This window comes from Methylophaga sulfidovorans, assembly GCF_900114205.1.
GTDB classification, from domain to species: domain Bacteria; phylum Pseudomonadota; class Gammaproteobacteria; order Nitrosococcales; family Methylophagaceae; genus Methylophaga; species Methylophaga sulfidovorans.
This window is the reverse complement of sequence record NZ_FOSH01000001.1, coordinates 87,404-102,367: the sequence shown is the minus strand read 5'-3', so window position 1 is coordinate 102,367 and position 14,964 is coordinate 87,404. Positions and strand designations below refer to the sequence as shown.

At 43.3% G+C, this 14,964-nt stretch carries 17 protein-coding genes; 12 read left to right on the top strand and 5 right to left on the bottom strand.

Annotated features, from left to right (window positions below):
• Positions 1-13: 13 nt before the first annotated feature.
• Positions 14-1,294, bottom strand: a complete 1,281-nt coding sequence (gene hemL / locus BM232_RS00530; protein ID WP_091711241.1) for a glutamate-1-semialdehyde 2,1-aminomutase — start codon at positions 1,292-1,294, stop codon at positions 14-16.
• Positions 1,295-1,366: 72 nt separating this feature from the next.
• Here hemL and BM232_RS00525 point away from each other — a divergent pair, with 72 nt between their 5' ends.
• The 12 genes from BM232_RS00525 to BM232_RS00470 all read left to right on the top strand — a co-directional run bounded on the left by BM232_RS00525 (position 1,367) and on the right by BM232_RS00470 (position 12,860).
• Entirely contained in the window at positions 1,367-2,806 is a 1,440-nt protein-coding gene (locus BM232_RS00525) for a LapD/MoxY N-terminal periplasmic domain-containing protein (protein ID WP_245752781.1), read from the top strand.
• Positions 2,700-3,335: a response regulator gene (locus BM232_RS00520; protein WP_091711239.1), complete on the top strand. Its 636-nt coding sequence runs from the start codon at positions 2,700-2,702 to the stop codon at positions 3,333-3,335. The genes BM232_RS00525 and BM232_RS00520 overlap by 107 nt, the downstream gene beginning before the upstream one ends.
• 292 nt (positions 3,336-3,627) lie before the next feature.
• On the top strand, positions 3,628-4,401 hold the full coding sequence (locus BM232_RS00515) for a DUF3450 domain-containing protein (protein ID WP_091711238.1): 774 nt from the start codon (positions 3,628-3,630) through the stop codon (positions 4,399-4,401).
• Entirely contained in the window at positions 4,398-5,753 is a 1,356-nt protein-coding gene (locus tag BM232_RS00510) for a MotA/TolQ/ExbB proton channel family protein (RefSeq protein ID WP_091711237.1), read from the top strand. The genes BM232_RS00515 and BM232_RS00510 overlap by 4 nt, the downstream gene beginning before the upstream one ends.
• Positions 5,737-6,261, top strand: coding sequence for a MotA/TolQ/ExbB proton channel family protein (locus BM232_RS00505; RefSeq protein WP_091711236.1), 525 nt, complete (start codon positions 5,737-5,739; stop codon positions 6,259-6,261). The genes BM232_RS00510 and BM232_RS00505 overlap by 17 nt, the downstream gene beginning before the upstream one ends.
• 9 nt (positions 6,262-6,270) lie before the next feature.
• The gene (locus BM232_RS00500; protein ID WP_091711235.1) at positions 6,271-6,678 is read left to right on the top strand and encodes an ExbD/TolR family protein; all 408 of its coding nucleotides are present in this window, start codon (positions 6,271-6,273) and stop codon (positions 6,676-6,678) included.
• An 11-nt stretch (positions 6,679-6,689) separates the two neighbouring features.
• A complete protein-coding gene (locus BM232_RS00495) occupies positions 6,690-7,349 on the top strand; it encodes an energy transducer TonB (RefSeq protein ID WP_091711234.1) in 660 nt (219 codons plus the stop codon).
• Positions 7,346-8,578: a tetratricopeptide repeat protein gene (locus tag BM232_RS00490; protein WP_091711233.1), complete on the top strand. Its 1,233-nt coding sequence runs from the start codon at positions 7,346-7,348 to the stop codon at positions 8,576-8,578. The genes BM232_RS00495 and BM232_RS00490 overlap by 4 nt, the downstream gene beginning before the upstream one ends.
• Positions 8,562-9,131: a class II aldolase/adducin family protein gene (locus tag BM232_RS00485; RefSeq protein WP_177207224.1), complete on the top strand. Its 570-nt coding sequence runs from the start codon at positions 8,562-8,564 to the stop codon at positions 9,129-9,131. The genes BM232_RS00490 and BM232_RS00485 overlap by 17 nt, the downstream gene beginning before the upstream one ends.
• Positions 9,132-9,214: 83 nt before the next feature.
• The gene (ovoA, locus tag BM232_RS00480; protein WP_091711232.1) at positions 9,215-11,353 is read left to right on the top strand and encodes a 5-histidylcysteine sulfoxide synthase; all 2,139 of its coding nucleotides are present in this window, start codon (positions 9,215-9,217) and stop codon (positions 11,351-11,353) included.
• Positions 11,353-12,528: a pyridoxal phosphate-dependent aminotransferase gene (locus BM232_RS00475; protein WP_091711231.1), complete on the top strand. Its 1,176-nt coding sequence runs from the start codon at positions 11,353-11,355 to the stop codon at positions 12,526-12,528. Before ovoA ends, BM232_RS00475 begins: the two co-directional genes overlap by 1 nt.
• Positions 12,529-12,659: 131 nt before the next feature.
• Positions 12,660-12,860, top strand: coding sequence for a winged helix-turn-helix domain-containing protein (locus tag BM232_RS00470; RefSeq protein ID WP_091711230.1), 201 nt, complete (start codon positions 12,660-12,662; stop codon positions 12,858-12,860).
• On the opposite strand, the gene BM232_RS00465 is transcribed toward BM232_RS00470, so the two are convergent.
• Genes BM232_RS00465 through cydB form a run of 4 tightly spaced genes read right to left on the bottom strand, consistent with a single transcriptional unit; the run spans position 12,847 to position 14,964 of the window.
• Positions 12,847-13,437 (bottom strand): Tll0287-like domain-containing protein, encoded by a 591-nt coding sequence (locus tag BM232_RS00465; RefSeq protein ID WP_091711229.1) that lies wholly within the window; start codon positions 13,435-13,437, stop codon positions 12,847-12,849. The two genes, BM232_RS00470 and BM232_RS00465, sit on opposite strands and share 14 nt — an antisense overlap.
• A complete protein-coding gene (locus BM232_RS00460) occupies positions 13,437-13,715 on the bottom strand; it encodes a cyd operon YbgE family protein (protein ID WP_091711228.1) in 279 nt (92 codons plus the stop codon). Before BM232_RS00460 ends, BM232_RS00465 begins: the two co-directional genes overlap by 1 nt.
• Entirely contained in the window at positions 13,708-13,812 is a 105-nt protein-coding gene (gene cydX / locus BM232_RS00455; RefSeq protein WP_040576631.1) for a cytochrome bd-I oxidase subunit CydX, read from the bottom strand. The genes BM232_RS00460 and cydX overlap by 8 nt, the downstream gene beginning before the upstream one ends.
• A gap of 9 nt (positions 13,813-13,821) precedes the next feature.
• Complete coding sequence (gene cydB / locus BM232_RS00450) at positions 13,822-14,964, bottom strand: cytochrome d ubiquinol oxidase subunit II (RefSeq protein WP_091711227.1); 1,143 nt, start codon at positions 14,962-14,964, stop codon at positions 13,822-13,824.

Here is a 14,964-nt window from a genome sequence, read left to right as displayed (position 1 = left end):
AGGTAATGGTGATTTATAAAGCGGCGAAAGCGGCTTTTGCTGCCGATAAGGTATGCTCGATTTCTTGCTGACCGTGTGCTGCAGACACGAAACCTGCTTCAAATGCTGATGGCGCCAGATACACACCGTTATCAAGCATTAAGTGGAAGAAGTGTTTCAAACGCTCCTGATCACAGGCTACTACTTGTTCGTAAAAATTCACCTGTTTTTCTTCGGTGAAGAATAGGCCAAACATACCGCCAACCTGATTTGTCGTCATTGGAATACCGGCGTTATTAGCCAGTTCCTGTAATCCTGAGACTAATGTTTCAGTGGTTTTTGTTAATGCGTCATGAAATCCAGAGGCTTGAATCAGTTTTAATGTTGTCAGGCCCGCGGCCATCGCAATAGGATTACCTGATAAGGTACCGGCCTGATAAACAGGACCCAGTGGCGCGATATGTTCCATAACTTCGCGTTTGCCACCGAAGGCGCCAACTGGCAGACCACCACCAATAATTTTACCGAAAGTCGTGAGATCAGGCGTGATGTTGTAATGCGCCTGTGCACCACCAAGAGCCACACGGAAACCTGTCATCACTTCGTCAAAAATCAGTACAGCACCGTACTCATCGCAGATAGCGCGTAATCCTTCAAGGAATCCAGGAACAGGAGGGATACAGTTCATATTGCCAGCAACCGGCTCAATGATGATGCAGGCAATCTGATCGCCCGCTTCTTTGAAACAGGCTTTGACAGACTCGAGGTCGTTATAGCGCAAGGTCAGCGTATGTTCTGCTAATGAGGCGGGTACGCCTGCAGAAGAAGGCACACCTAAAGTTAACGCGCCAGAACCTGCTTTCACTAATAAGGAATCAGCGTGGCCGTGATAGCAACCTTCAAATTTGACGATTTTGTCGCGGCCAGTATAACCACGAGCTAAGCGAATGGCACTCATGGTCGCTTCAGTACCAGAACTGACCATGCGGACTAATTCCATAGAAGGCACTAGCTCACAAACCAAATCGGCCATTGTGGTTTCGATTTCTGTTGGTGCGCCAAAACCTAAACCATGATTAACCGCCTCTTTGACAGCATCAATCACTTCCTGATGTGCGTGACCGACAATCATCGGCCCCCAGGAACCAATGTAGTCCACATATTTTTTACCCGTCGCATCTGTCAGCCATGCGCCTTTTCCTTCACGGAAAAATACGGGATCACCGCCAACACCTTTGAATGCGCGAACGGGCGAATTAACGCCGCCTGGAATATGTTTTTGGGCTTTTTGGAACAAATCGTGATTATTTTGCATGCTGTTTCCTAATCGTCTCCGTTGTAACTGTGCGATAATTCTAAACTTATCTCAGCTATTGTACTGATGATCATGAGTTTAAAACTACGATTACTAATAATAGTCAGCATCATTTTGCTGATTAACTTCGCTGCTGCCGGTTATTTCATGGTGCAAAACGCCCGATTAGCGCTTGCCCAGGAAATGGCTTCCAGTACGCAATTGGCTAAAGGTTTGCTGGTAAATGCGCTACCGACCTTACGTTTTTCGAATGATTTGAGTGAGCGATTAACACTGATTGTCGACAGTGTTCGACATACCCGTCATATCCGCGCCTGGTTCGAAGATATGCATGGCGAACCACTGATAGGTCAGGAAGATCAAACCGGCTTTTTTAATAAACCCGATGCACCAGACTGGTTTATTCGTATGATGGAACCGGAAGCCGTGGCTTTCAGACGACTGATTACCAAGGGCAGTAAATCCTATGGTTACCTGGTTGTTGAAGCCGACCCTAGTGATGAAGTCACGGAAGTCTGGCAAGATATCCAAACTTTATTCTGGTTGGGTGTGTTCTTTTTATTACTGATTTTGAGTCTAATCTATTTAGCGCTACGACAGGGCTTAAGGCCGCTATCACAATTGTCAGATGCCTTAGGTCACCTTGAGCAGGGTGATTTTACTGCACGGGTTGATACCTCTGCGGTGAAAGAGTTAAATCCAATCCAGATTCGCTTTAATCATATGGCCAGCGTATTAGAAAAGACCATGGTTGAGAATCACGCGCTTGCCGGTAATATGCTGAGTTTGCAGGAATCACAACAGCGTGACCTGGCGAGAGAATTACATGATGAGTTAGCACCGTGTCTGTTTGGCATTCGAGTTGATTTAGGTGAAATTGAACGGATTGCAGGTGAAAATCATCTGATCGAAATTGAAGAAAAAGTGGGTTCAGTCAAGACCATCACTAATCATATTCAATCACTTGTTAGAAAAATGTTGAGTCGACTACGTCCTATGACATTGGATGATCTAGGCTTAACAGAAGCTTTAAGAGATATGCTGCATAACTGGCGTGAACGCCAGCCAGAAATTGACTGGGAGTGGGATTTTGTCGGGGAATTTGAGTCTCTACCTGATACTTTACAGGTTACGATTTATCGACTGGTGCAGGAATGTACCACCAACTGCGTAAGACACGCCCACGCCAGTCACGTAAAAGTTGAAGTACGCCGGGAAGCAGAAACCATTAAAGTCGCCGTGACAGACGATGGTAAAGGTCTGGATGCTCACCTGGTTAAAGGGTTTGGTTTAATTGGTATGCGAGAAAGGGTGTCAGCACTCGGTGGTCGTATAGCGTTTGATACGGAAGAAGGACGTGGTTTACAGGTCCGAGTGTTGATTCCATTAAAGGGTGAAACAAAAAATGAAACAGGCATTAACAATTTTGGTGGTGGACGATCATCCGATAGTCAGAGCAGGTTGCCGTCAGCTGATTCAACAAATTCCATCGGCTACAGTCATAGAAGCTGAGACAGGTGAAGAGGGCTACCGTCTTTTCCAGGAATCTCAGCCCGATATGGTGTTACTGGACATTACTCTGCCTGGTGTAGGTGGACTGGAAGTATTAAGACGTATCCGAGCCAATCGGGAAGATGCCAAAGTATTGATGTTCAGCATGCATGAGGATCCTGTGTTTGCATCACGTGCTATGCAATCAGGTGCCAGAGGTTATATCACTAAAAATAATGCAGCGGATCACTTGGTTGAAGCTGTAAATAAAGTGCTTGATGGTAAAATTTATTTAAGTCCGGATATGGCTCAACAATTGGCCATGTTAAATATAGATGCTGGTACCAGTGCATTAAGCGATTTATCGCGCCGTGAGTTAGAAATTTTACGGTTACTGGGTGAAGGTAAGAGCATGACAGAGATTTCTGAAGTATTAGGCATCAGCTATAAAACGGTAGCCAACAATTTGACTCAGATAAAAAGTAAGTTGGATATCAGCAAAACCGCCGAACTGATGCGTTTTGCGATAAGCCACGGTATTTCATCGTAAATAATTGATATTGAAGGGAAGAGGAATAGGAATAAATTCCCGAGTTATTAGGATAAGTCGCTCATTTGCAAATGCATAGCGGTTTGTATTATGTATCTCAAGTTTATAGAAATTTCAGCTTCTATAGTCTTATATTTCTCTCTCCTTCTATGAAGGTTTCGCCAGATACAATTTGTATCTGGCTTTTTTTTGCCTGAAATTCTATGTAAAGCTTTCCTCACTTTCCATTCTCTTGTTAAGATGCCTTTTTCTTTTACTGCCGTCACGACGGCAAATATGGGATTTGGAATCTATGTACCTCAAGCAAACCATCAAGCGTGGTTGGCAGTTGAGTATTTTTCTTGTGTTGCCTTTATTGGCTAATGCAGGCGCCTTAGACGAGGCGATTGATACTCAGGTCAATACCGACATCGCTGCTCAGAAGTCTCAAGAAAAAATTGATAATTTGTCGGATGAAACCACGGATATGTTGGCCGAATACCGTGACGTTCTAAGACAGACGCAAAGTCTCAAATCCTATAATGACCAACTCCAGTCACTGGTCAATTCTCAACAAGAAGAAATGGCCTCCATCACCGAGCAGCTCAATAATATCGAGACAACGCAGCATGACATCGTGCCACTGATGTTGAAAATGATCGATGTTCTGCAACAGTTTGTGACATTGGATGTGCCTTTCCTGAAGCAGGAACGTCAAACGCGATTAGAGGCGCTAAATACGATGATGGAGCGTGCTGATGTGTCATTAGCAGAAAAGTATCGTCGTATTATGGAAGCTTACCAGGTCGAAACTGAATATGGCCGAACCATTGAAGCCTATCAGGCTGATCTGGAAGACGGTGAAACGAAAAAAACTGTCGACTTCTTAAGAATTGGTCGTGTCAGCCTGTATTACCTCACATTAGATGGAAAAGAAGCCGGTATGTGGGATAACGATAAGAAACAGTGGGTGACACTGTCTGATGATTATATTCAAGCTATAACCGATGGCTTAAAAGTGGCGAAAAAACAATTACCACCAGATCTAATGGTGTTACCGGTTAAAACTGTAGGAGAGAAACAATGAAACAAGTAATTTCTCTTCTTTGTTTACTGACGTTAAGTCTGCCTGTTTTTGCCGCTGATAAACCAGCGAATCTTGATGAGTTATTACAACAGGTCAAACGTGAACGTGTACTTGAGCAACAGCAAAATCAAGTCCGTGAAGACGAGTTTGCAAAAGCTCACGATCAACAAGCCAGCCTGTTAGCTCAAGCCAAACAAGAATTGGCAGCACAAGAAAAGCGCACTCAGAAACTTAACACGATTTTTAATGAACAAGAGCAGCGTTTAGCTGAACAGCAAAGTCTGTTGGATGATAAATCGGGTTCATTAGGTGAGTTATTTGGCACTGTCAGACAAGTTGCCAATGATAGTCGCGCTGTGCTGGAAAGCTCGATGACCAACGTGCAGTACCCTGAGCGCGTCGATTTTCTTAATGAATTAAGTGATAGTAAACAGCAACCCACAATAGAAGAACTTCGTCAGCTGTGGTTAACACTGCAAGAAGAAATGACAGCTTCAGGGAAAGTGGAGAAATTCACTACGCCTATCATCACTACCACTGGTGATGTTGAGGATAAACAGGTTACTCGCATTGGTGTGTTTACTGCGTTTACTGACGGTATATTCCTGCGTTATTTGCCAGAAACAGGCAATTTAGTGGAACTGGCCAGACAACCTGTTGACCGATTCAGAAAGGTGGTCTCTGAGTTTGAAGATGCCCAGCCTGGAGAGTTGTTGCCAACGGTGATTGACCCGACACGGGGTGCGATCATGGCGTTGCTGGTGCAAACACCGACCTTAAAAGAGCGTATAGAACAGGGCGGCTGGATCGGATATATCATCCTGGTGCTTGGTGCGATTGGTTTAATTATTGCGCTTATTCAGTTTTTATCTCTGACTAAAGATGGACATGGCATTGCCAAGCAGCAAAAACAAAAAGAAGCCAGTCAGAAAAATCCTCTGGGACGAATTTTGTCTGTTTACAATGACCGCTTAGCACATGATGTTGAAACCTTGTCATTAAAACTGGATGAGGCCATTCTCAGAGAAATGCCAAAACTGGAACGTGGTTTAATCACGCTGGCTATTCTGGCTGCCGTTGCGCCTATGCTGGGTTTATTAGGTACGGTTTCAGGCATGATCGAGACCTTCCAGTCGATTACCTTGTTTGGTACCGGGGATCCGAAATTAATGTCTGGTGGGATATCTCAGGCACTGGTGACTACTGAACTTGGCCTAGCGGTTGCTATTCCTTTGTTATTGATTCATAGCGGATTATCGAGTAAGTCGAACCGCTTAGTGCAGATTCTTGACGAAGAAAGTGCAGCTATCGTTGCCCGTAATGCGGAAAAACAGCATGACCAGTCTGTCTGACGGACTCTTTCAGGTTGAATTGCTGATGGAAAGCGGTGGCAGTGTGCTGTGGCTGATTCTGTTTGCTTCGGTTTTAATGTGGAGCTTGATTATTGAACGTTATTTGTTTGTGCTGTTTGAGCATCCTAAACAAGTCAAACGTTTGATAAATGAATGGCAACAACGTAAAGACAGAAATAGCTGGTTTGCTCATCAAATACGCCAAGGCATGATTACGGAGAGTCGAATCTCCCTGCAGCGCTATCTGATGACGATTAGAACACTCACCATGGCACTTCCCATGCTCGGCTTGCTGGGCACTGTCAGCGGGATGATTCAGACATTTGATGTAATGACTGTATTTGGTACTGGTAATGCCCGTGGGATGGCTGGCGGTATTTCTGTTGCTTTGATTACCACGATGGGCGGTCTGTTAACCGCATTATCAGGTTTGTATTTCAGCACTCAGCTAAGCCAGCGTGCAGAACGTGAAGTCGATAAAGTGGCTGATGCCTTGCGTAGAGAGTAAAGGATAAAAATGAGAAACCGACATTCCCGACGCCAAAGTGGTGGTATCGCTGAAATAAACATGACGCCACTGATTGATATGGTGTTTATCTTATTAATCTTTTTCATTGTCACCAGTTCTTTTGTAAAAGAAACAGGTGTTGATGTAAATCGTCCTTCGGCCAAAACGGCAGTGAAAAAAGAGCGTGCCAATATTCTGATTTCTATTCGTGCCAATGGTGAAATCTGGATGGATAAACGCCAGATTGATCGTCGTGCTGTCAGGGCAAATGTTGAACGGATGCACGCTGAAAATCCAGAAGGTTCGGTGATTATTCTGGCAGATGAAGAAGCGAAAACCGGCCTGTTAATTGAAGTTATGGACCAAGCCCGACTGGCGGGCGTGGCCAATGTGTCTATTGCTGCTGAACGCGATTAACGGCGGATTTGATGAGATTAGTTGTTGGTATTGTTCTCGCACTACTGGTTAACTTTGGTTTGTTCTATTTAATGGAACATATGACCAATAGTAATAGTGTGGATAAACGGGATATTGAACAAGTCCAGATTCTGGATTTTGTGCGCTTGAAAAAGGATGAAGTGCAACCTGAAACTAAAAAGCGTGAACTACCTAAAAAACCGCCTCCACCAGACGAGCCTCCACCGCCACCTGAACCGACGCCAACACAGGCTAATAAGCCTGATGCACCGACACCAGAAATGGATATTCCAGCGATTGATGTGCCGATGAATATCACCGGTGGACCGTATTTGGGGGATTTCTCTGCGGCGCCTAAAGCTGCGCCTGCTCCGGCACCGAGTAATGCGCCGATGTTAGATAATGAAGTCGTGCCACTGGTACGTATTCCACCTAAATATCCCCGAGTTGCTTCACGACGTGGTATTGAAGGCGTGGTTACGGTGACATTTATTATTACCAAAGATGGCAGAGTTCGTGATCCGAAAGTGATTAAAGCCGAACCTGCTACGGTATTTAATGATGCGGCTTTGAAAGCTATTTTAAAGTGGAAGTTCAAACCTAAATTAGTGGATGGGCAAGCTGTTGAGCGTCAGGCCACTCAAGAAATCGAGTTTAAATTGTCACGATGAGAAAGCCATTATTAACGATCATTATTCTTATGCTATCCCTCATTGTGCAGGGAGCAGCATTCGCGGCTGATGATGAAAAACAGTTTTTACTCAGTGAGAAAACATACAAAGCCTTGGATCAGGCACAAGAGTTGATGGAAAAAGATAACTATCAACAGGCCAAACAACAGCTTGATACCTTATTAAGTGAGGTTGAGAAGGGCAGTTATGAACAGGCGGTTGTTTTACAGACATTAGGGTTTTTATATTCATCATTAGATCAATATAAAAAAGCGACAGAGACATTCCAGCAGGCGTTGGATTTAAACGCATTACCTAAAGATGTAACACATACTCTACGTTATAACCTGGCTCAATTGCTTATTGCTGATGGGCAATATAAAAAAGGCATTCCGTTAATGGAGAGCTGGTTAGCCGCTGAGAAAAAACCAGAAAATACGGTTTATGTACTTTTGGCCAGTGCCTATTATCGTGTTGATAATTTTTCTAAAGCGGCTGACAGAATAAAAATTGCCATTAAGAATGACAAATCGCCGAAAGAAGATTGGTATCGTTTATTGCTATCGTCTTATTTGTCATTGAAGCACTACAAATCCGCTATACCGGTGCTGGAATTATTGATTACTCGTTACCCAGATAAAAAAATGTATTGGGATCAGCTAGCAGCTTTGTATATGCAGCAAAATAAAGAATTCACATCGCTTGCTGTGCGAATGCTAGCAAAACGACTGGATCTGACTGAACCTAAAACGCTGGTTAATCTGGCGGATATGTATCGTTATCTGCGAGTACCCTATAAAGCTGCACAGTTACTGGAACAGGGCATGAAGCAAAAGGTCATTCCGAGTAACTTTGAAAATCTGAATAAATTAGCAGACAGTTGGTTAGCGGCCAGAGAAAATCAACGTGCAGTAGATACATTAAAAACAATGTTATCGATGGATAATAGTGGCGAAACTCAGTTAAAACTGGGCCAAATCTATATCAGTATGGAACAGTGGGGAAATGCGATTGATACGCTATCCTCAGCCTTAAAACTACTGAAAGGTAAAAAGTTAGGCCAAACCTACGCCATGTTAGGTACAGCGTATTATCATCAAGACAACTTAGAACAAGCTAAAGCGCAATTTTTGAAAGCGGCACCTTTTGATGCACAGAAAAAACAAGCCGCACAGTGGCTACAGCATATTAATAGCTTGTTAGAGAGAAGTGATGAGCCGGTTGCCTGATTTACAGCAGCTGAAACAGGCCTTAGTTCAACACTATAAATGGCTGCGTCAATACGGCTGTAATGACTCTCATAGTGGTAATGCATCTTTCCGTTGGCATGATGATGTCTGGGTGACGCCAACAGGCTGTTGTGCCGATACGCTAACTACTGATGATTTGGTGTTGTGTCATATTGACGGACAATGTGGTGACAAAGCTTCTTTAGACGCACCTTTACATATCGCTGTGTATCAAAAAAATGATCAGGCCAGAGCGCTTTTTCATAGCCATGGTCCGTACACTGTTGCTATGACCATGAAGCAAAAAAGCTTCACCCCTATTGATTTCGAAGGCCAGTATTATTTTCCGGAAGTACCTGTTATTCATATCAATTATGCACAGTATGTTGAGCTGGCACCCGCTGCAGTTGCGCAGACGCTGCAGGATTATAAGGTGACAGTGGTCAGTGGGCATGGTGTCTATGCCTGTGCTGATACGATAAATTTGGCTTATAAATGGACGTGTTCACTGGAGTTATCAGCAAAAACGGCGTGGATAGCAAAACAAATCTGATCTGTGTGACTTATTTTCGCAACAAATTCACAGTTCATTAGTCATAACGACATAATAAAAAAATACAGAGATGGAGTAGCAATATGACTGCTGAGAATACTTTGAAAAAATATGCCTCGATGGAGAGTTCTTATTTGAGGACGCCTGTATTAGATGGCGGCAATCCTGCAGATAAACGACAGGAAATTGCAGATTATTTCAATTTTACTTTTGAGCGTTATGAATCTCTGTTTGATACCTTAACTGATGATCAGGCGTATTTTCAAAAGTCCATTCCTCTACGTCATCCTCTGATTTTTTATTACGGCCATACAGCTACATTTTTTGTGAATAAAATGTTGTTGGCCGGACTTATCGATAAACGTATTGATCCCAAATTTGAGTCTATGTTTGCCGTAGGTGTAGATGAAATGAGCTGGGATGATCTTAATGAAGATCATTACGAGTGGCCGGCAGTTGAGGAAGTAAAAGCTTATCGCAAAAAAGTACAGGCGATGGTGAATAAAGTCATACGTCAGGCGCCGCTCAAATTACCTATTGATTGGGAAAACCCGTGGTGGTCGATCATGATGGGGATTGAACATGAGCAGATTCATCTGGAAACCTCTTCAGTACTGATTCGTCAGCAACGTCTGGAGTGGGTTAAACCACATCCTGCCTGGCAGCCTTTCAAAGAGAGCAAACAAGCACCGGAAAATAGTTTAGTTGATATCCCTGCAGGCAGTGTGAGCTTAGGCAAAGACTACTCAGATCCTATTTATGGTTGGGACAATGAATACGGCACGCATGAAGCGGAAGTTGAAGCATTTCAGGCAGCTAAATTTTTGGTTAGTAATCAGGAGTTTCTCGAATTCGTCGAGGACGGTGGTTATGAAACAGATGAATTCTGGTCTGAAGATGGTTTGCAGTGGCGTCAGTTTACAAAAGCACAACACCCCACATTCTGGATTGAAACAAAAAAAGGCTGGCAATGTCGCTTGATGGCTGAAGTGGTTGATATGCCTTGGGATTGGCCCGTTGATGTGAATTATCATGAAGCTAAAGCTTTTTGTAACTGGAAAGCTAAACAAACCGGTCAATCTGTTCGCCTGCCAACAGAAGATGAATGGTATCGACTCTATGATGTCTCCGGACTGAATGAATTAACTACCGATTTGGCACCAGCCAATATTCATCTGGACTATGCTGCATCATCGTGCCCTGTGAACTTCTTCAAACACGGTGACTTATATGATGTGATTGGTAATGTCTGGCAATGGACTGAAACACCGATTTATCCCTTTGAAGAGTTCAAAGTTCATCCTATTTATGATGACTTTACGACACCGACTTTTGATGGTCGGCACAATCTGTTTAAAGGCGGTTCTTGGATTTCATCAGGTAACGAAAGTCGTAAAGCATCACGTTATGCCTTCCGTAAACACTTTTTCCAACATGCCGGATTCCGCTATGTAGTGTCAGAGGCTGAGCTGGAAGAGTACAGCTCTAATTATGAAACTGACATCATGCTTTCACAGTATGCTGAATTTCATTATGGTGATGAGTACTTCAATGTTGCTAATTTTCCTAAAAAATTAGCTGAGCTTGCTGTTGAGATGATGGCTGGTCAGACAATGAATAAAGCGCTGGATTTGGGCTGCTCTGTTGGTAGGGCAAGTTTTGAGTTAGCGAGACATTTTGATCAGGTCACCGGTATTGATTTCTCAGCACGTCTCATCAACCTTGGTACACAAATGGCCGAGCAGGGCGTAGTGCGATATACCATTACTGATGAAGGCGAGCTGGTACATTATAAAGAACGTCGTTTAGAGCAGCTCGGATTGGAAGATACAGCTGCTAAAGTTGAGTTCTTACAGGGTGATGCCTGTAATCTTAAGTCGATATTCAAAGGCTATGATCTGATATTGGCTGCTAACCTGATTGATCGTCTTTATAAACCGGCACAGTTTTTGGCTACGGTACATGAGCGACTTAATCAAGATGGTTTGCTTATGCTCGCTTCACCCTATACCTGGCTAGAAGAACATACTGAAAAAGCGCATTGGTTAGGTGGCTTTAAGAAAGATGGTGAAAGCTTCACAACACTGGATGGTCTGAAAGCAATTTTGGAACCTCATTTTGAGCTGATTCGTGAGCCGGAAGAGATTCCTTTTGTTATCCGTGAAACCAGCCGTAAATTCCAGCACACCCTATCTGAAGTAACGGTCTGGAAACGTAAATAATGACAGTTGATTTTGATCAGAAAATAGATCGAAGCTTTAGTCATAGTCTAAAATTTGATGCCAGAACGGCCTATTTCGGTCGTAGTGACGTTATTCCGATGTGGGTTGCGGATATGGACTTCGCTGCGCCTGAAGCGGTGACAAAGGCACTTGTTGAGCGTGCTAAGCATCCTGTTTATGGATACACGCTACATCCTGACTCCATGTATGAAGCACTGATTGAATGGAGTGCTAAACGTTATCACTGGCAGATAAAGCAAAGCGATATCATTATGTGTCCAGGCGTTGTACCTTCAATCAATGCCACTATCGAAGCTATCACGGAGCCGGGTGATAAGGTAATTGTACAGTCTCCGGTGTATTTTCCCTTTTTTTCGTCGGTCGAGAAAACGGGACGGGAGTTAGTTCTTAACCCACTATATCTGGATAATAACCGTTACTATATTGATTTTGAGCATTTGGAAAAGTGTGCTCAACAAGGGGCGAAAACTTTACTCTTTTGCTCACCGCATAACCCTGTAGGACGGGTCTGGACTCGTGCAGAACTACAACAGTTACTTGAATTGTCTGAACGCTATCAGCTAACAATTATTTCTGATGAAATTCATGCCGATCTCATCTTTCCTGAGCATCAGCATATTAGTCTGGCAACCTTAAGTCATACCAACAATGTTATTACCACATTAGCGCCAAGTAAGACGTTTAATATTGCTGGAATGGGCTTGTCGACATTGATTGTTAGTGATGCACAGCAACGCAAAGCAATTAAAGCCGTGTTTGAACAATGGCATATCAGTCCGGCCAATCCTTTTAGTATCACCGCGTTTGAAGCAGCTTATAGCTATGGCGAAGACTGGTTAGAACAGCTGAATGTTTATATTTACAAAAATAAAAAATGGGTAGAAGATTTTCTTCAAAAACGTTGCCCTCAGATCAAGCTGATTGAGTCGGAAGGCACGTATTTATTGTGGCTCGATTGCCGTGCTTTAGGCATGGATAACGAGACACTTAAATGCTTTTTTATTGAAAAGGCCGGTGTTGGAATGAATCCAGGTTATGTGTTTGGTGACAATGGTTCAGGATTTATGCGACTTAATATCGGAACACGTATCGAGATTGTGCAGCAGGCGATGGAGAGAATTGCTGATGCCATTGATGGTCTCAGAACAGACTAATCCATAGTCTCTCAGCCAAAGATTCTGAACATCCTTGAGAGCTCTGTTAATACTGATTTAATTGGCCATGATTAGCTTGAACATAATACGTTTCAAGCACACTATTTATAAATGAAACGGAGTTTACAGCCATGATAAATGACGAAATTGGTGAAGCTGCAGGACGGGTTTGGCAATACTTAAATACCAATGGAGAGTCTTCGGTGACGCGTATTAGTAAAGACACGGGACTGGAGACTAAGTTATGCCAGCATGCCATTGGCTGGTTAGCAAAAGAAGAAAAATTGAGTGTCAGACTGCAGGGACGTACAGAACTAATCAGTTTGCGTTAATCTTAGAATAACTGCGCTTAACTGAAAACGCCCCCCGGATGTCACCCATTTTGTAGCCGGTTGCCATATCGTTGGGATAGTTTTGGTCTATCATTTTTTGAACAGGCAAGGCAATTTTACTGCCATGGCAGGATAAACAGACCTTATCTGTTGGAATTGCCTTCATATAACGCCAGTCATATCCCAGCTCTGAATCTACTTTTTCTACGAAGTTCAGTGACTGAATGGCTTCCCCGGTTTTTAAGCGCGTTTCAAATTTTTGTAAAACACCGGTTTCCCAACTGTCTGCTTCATTATCAAGATTGCGTACACGTAAACTGGTTCGATGAATATCAAGACTATATTTTTTTGATACTTCGTCGGCAATAGTAGGAGCAACCAGCTTACAAACGGAAATAGCTTCTATAGGGCCACCATCCTGTAGGGCTGACATTAACGCTTTTTTGAGATGGCTGGACAAATCTTTAATCGCTAACTGGGCATCACGCTCAAATGCCGCCTGCTCTTCATTTTCGGCAACGGCTGGCATACTGAAACCTAATACGAAAAAGAAAGGGATAAACCGACGAAGAGGCATTAATTTACAGCCATATGAAAGCAGCCATAGAACATAATTGGCCAGCAAATATAGGGACTTAATAAATTATGCCATAGCGGCTTTTTAGGAGAAAACCCCACGCCATGAATGAAACCAATACAAACGCCAACTAATAACAGCATTAATAAATCGTGATCCGATTTACCATTTTCCATCAAAAGACGGTTGGGGAAAATTAATATAGCAGTAGATAAGCCTATAGCCGTTAATAGACTAATTAAACGGACTATAGACTTATCTATCCACGAATTAGTCATCCAATGTATCCATAGGACAGTTTTCTAACCACATCACATTAATGATGCCGAATGCGACGGCTAATAAAACTCCAAGTATCCAAGCAAAATACCACATGACAGATTCCTAGTAGGTTGAATGTTGGTTGCCGCGAATAAAGTTCACGTCCAGTCTTCGCCACATGCGGCGATAAGTCCAGAAGCTGTAACCAATAATAATTGGCACTATAACGATGGCTACCCAGAACATAATTTCTAATGTTAACAGGCTGGATGTTGCATCCCACATAGTCAGGCTATCATTAATAGCATCGCTTGATGGCATGATGAATGGGAACATAGAAAAACCAGCTGTCAGGATAATACCGCTTAATGTGATGCTGCTGCTGATGAATGCCAGGCCTGGTCGCGCCAGATGAGAGAATAGGTAAACACCTATCATGCCCAGAAATGCCAACGCCGGAGCCAGAATCATCCACGGATATTGCTGATAGTTCAGTAACCAACCGCCAGCTTGTGTGGTGACTTCTTTCATATTCGGTGTGAAACTTGAGTTTGCGGCTGGCATAGAGCTTACAACATAGCCATCTATTCCAAATGCAACCCATAAACCAGCAAGAGCAAACGCAATCAATAAAGCAACAGAACTGGCTTTGGCAACCTGAGTTGCTCGCCACTCCAGACTATCCAGTGTGCGAATTTGCAACCAAACAGAACCATGCATGACGATCATTAACAAGCTGACGATGCCTGATAACAATGCAAAAGGATTGAGTAGTTGTAAAAAGCCACCGGTGTAATTTGGACGCATCATATCATCGAAGAAAAAGGGTACGCCTAATAATAGGTTACCAAAGGCAACACCGAAGATAATAGGAGGTACAACACTTCCTACAAATAACCCCCAATCCCAGCTTGAACGCCAGTTTGAGTTGTCCAGTTTACTGCGATAATCAAAACCAACTGGTCTCAGAAACAGAGCAAATAGTGTTAACATCATCGCTAAATAAAAGCCTGAAAAGGCCATTGCGTAGACCAGTGGCCATGCTGCGAATAAAGCACCACCGGCAGTGACTAACCAGACTTGGTTGCCTTCCCAGTGAGGGCCGACGGTATTGATCATAATACGGCGCTCTTCATCTGTATGGCCGATGAACGGTAATAAAATACCTACGCCCATATCAAAACCATCGGTGAGAGCGAATCCGATGAGAAGAATACCCATCAGCAACCACCAGATTAATTTTAGTGTTTCATAATCAAGAATCAT

Excerpts from the sequence above, each read along its gene's own strand:
- hemL (WP_091711241.1), bottom strand. The coding sequence starts at position 1,294 with ATGCAAAATAATCACGATTTGTTCCAAAAAGCCCAAAAACATATTCCA.
- BM232_RS00525 (WP_245752781.1), top strand. The coding sequence starts at position 1,367 with ATGAGTTTAAAACTACGATTACTAATAATAGTCAGCATCATTTTGCTG.
- BM232_RS00520 (WP_091711239.1), top strand. The coding sequence starts at position 2,700 with ATGAAACAGGCATTAACAATTTTGGTGGTGGACGATCATCCGATAGTC.
- BM232_RS00515 (WP_091711238.1), top strand. The coding sequence starts at position 3,628 with ATGTACCTCAAGCAAACCATCAAGCGTGGTTGGCAGTTGAGTATTTTT.
- BM232_RS00510 (WP_091711237.1), top strand. The coding sequence starts at position 4,398 with ATGAAACAAGTAATTTCTCTTCTTTGTTTACTGACGTTAAGTCTGCCT.
- BM232_RS00505 (WP_091711236.1), top strand. The coding sequence starts at position 5,737 with ATGACCAGTCTGTCTGACGGACTCTTTCAGGTTGAATTGCTGATGGAA.
- BM232_RS00500 (WP_091711235.1), top strand. The coding sequence starts at position 6,271 with ATGAGAAACCGACATTCCCGACGCCAAAGTGGTGGTATCGCTGAAATA.
- BM232_RS00495 (WP_091711234.1), top strand. The coding sequence starts at position 6,690 with ATGAGATTAGTTGTTGGTATTGTTCTCGCACTACTGGTTAACTTTGGT.
- BM232_RS00490 (WP_091711233.1), top strand. The coding sequence starts at position 7,346 with ATGAGAAAGCCATTATTAACGATCATTATTCTTATGCTATCCCTCATT.
- BM232_RS00485 (WP_177207224.1), top strand. The coding sequence starts at position 8,562 with ATGAGCCGGTTGCCTGATTTACAGCAGCTGAAACAGGCCTTAGTTCAA.
- ovoA (WP_091711232.1), top strand. The coding sequence starts at position 9,215 with ATGACTGCTGAGAATACTTTGAAAAAATATGCCTCGATGGAGAGTTCT.
- BM232_RS00475 (WP_091711231.1), top strand. The coding sequence starts at position 11,353 with ATGACAGTTGATTTTGATCAGAAAATAGATCGAAGCTTTAGTCATAGT.
- BM232_RS00470 (WP_091711230.1), top strand. The coding sequence starts at position 12,660 with ATGATAAATGACGAAATTGGTGAAGCTGCAGGACGGGTTTGGCAATAC.
- BM232_RS00465 (WP_091711229.1), bottom strand. The coding sequence starts at position 13,437 with ATGCCTCTTCGTCGGTTTATCCCTTTCTTTTTCGTATTAGGTTTCAGT.
- BM232_RS00460 (WP_091711228.1), bottom strand. The coding sequence starts at position 13,715 with ATGACTAATTCGTGGATAGATAAGTCTATAGTCCGTTTAATTAGTCTA.
- cydX (WP_040576631.1), bottom strand. The coding sequence starts at position 13,812 with ATGTGGTATTTTGCTTGGATACTTGGAGTTTTATTAGCCGTCGCATTC.
- cydB (WP_091711227.1), bottom strand. The coding sequence starts at position 14,964 with ATGATTCTTGATTATGAAACACTAAAATTAATCTGGTGGTTGCTGATG.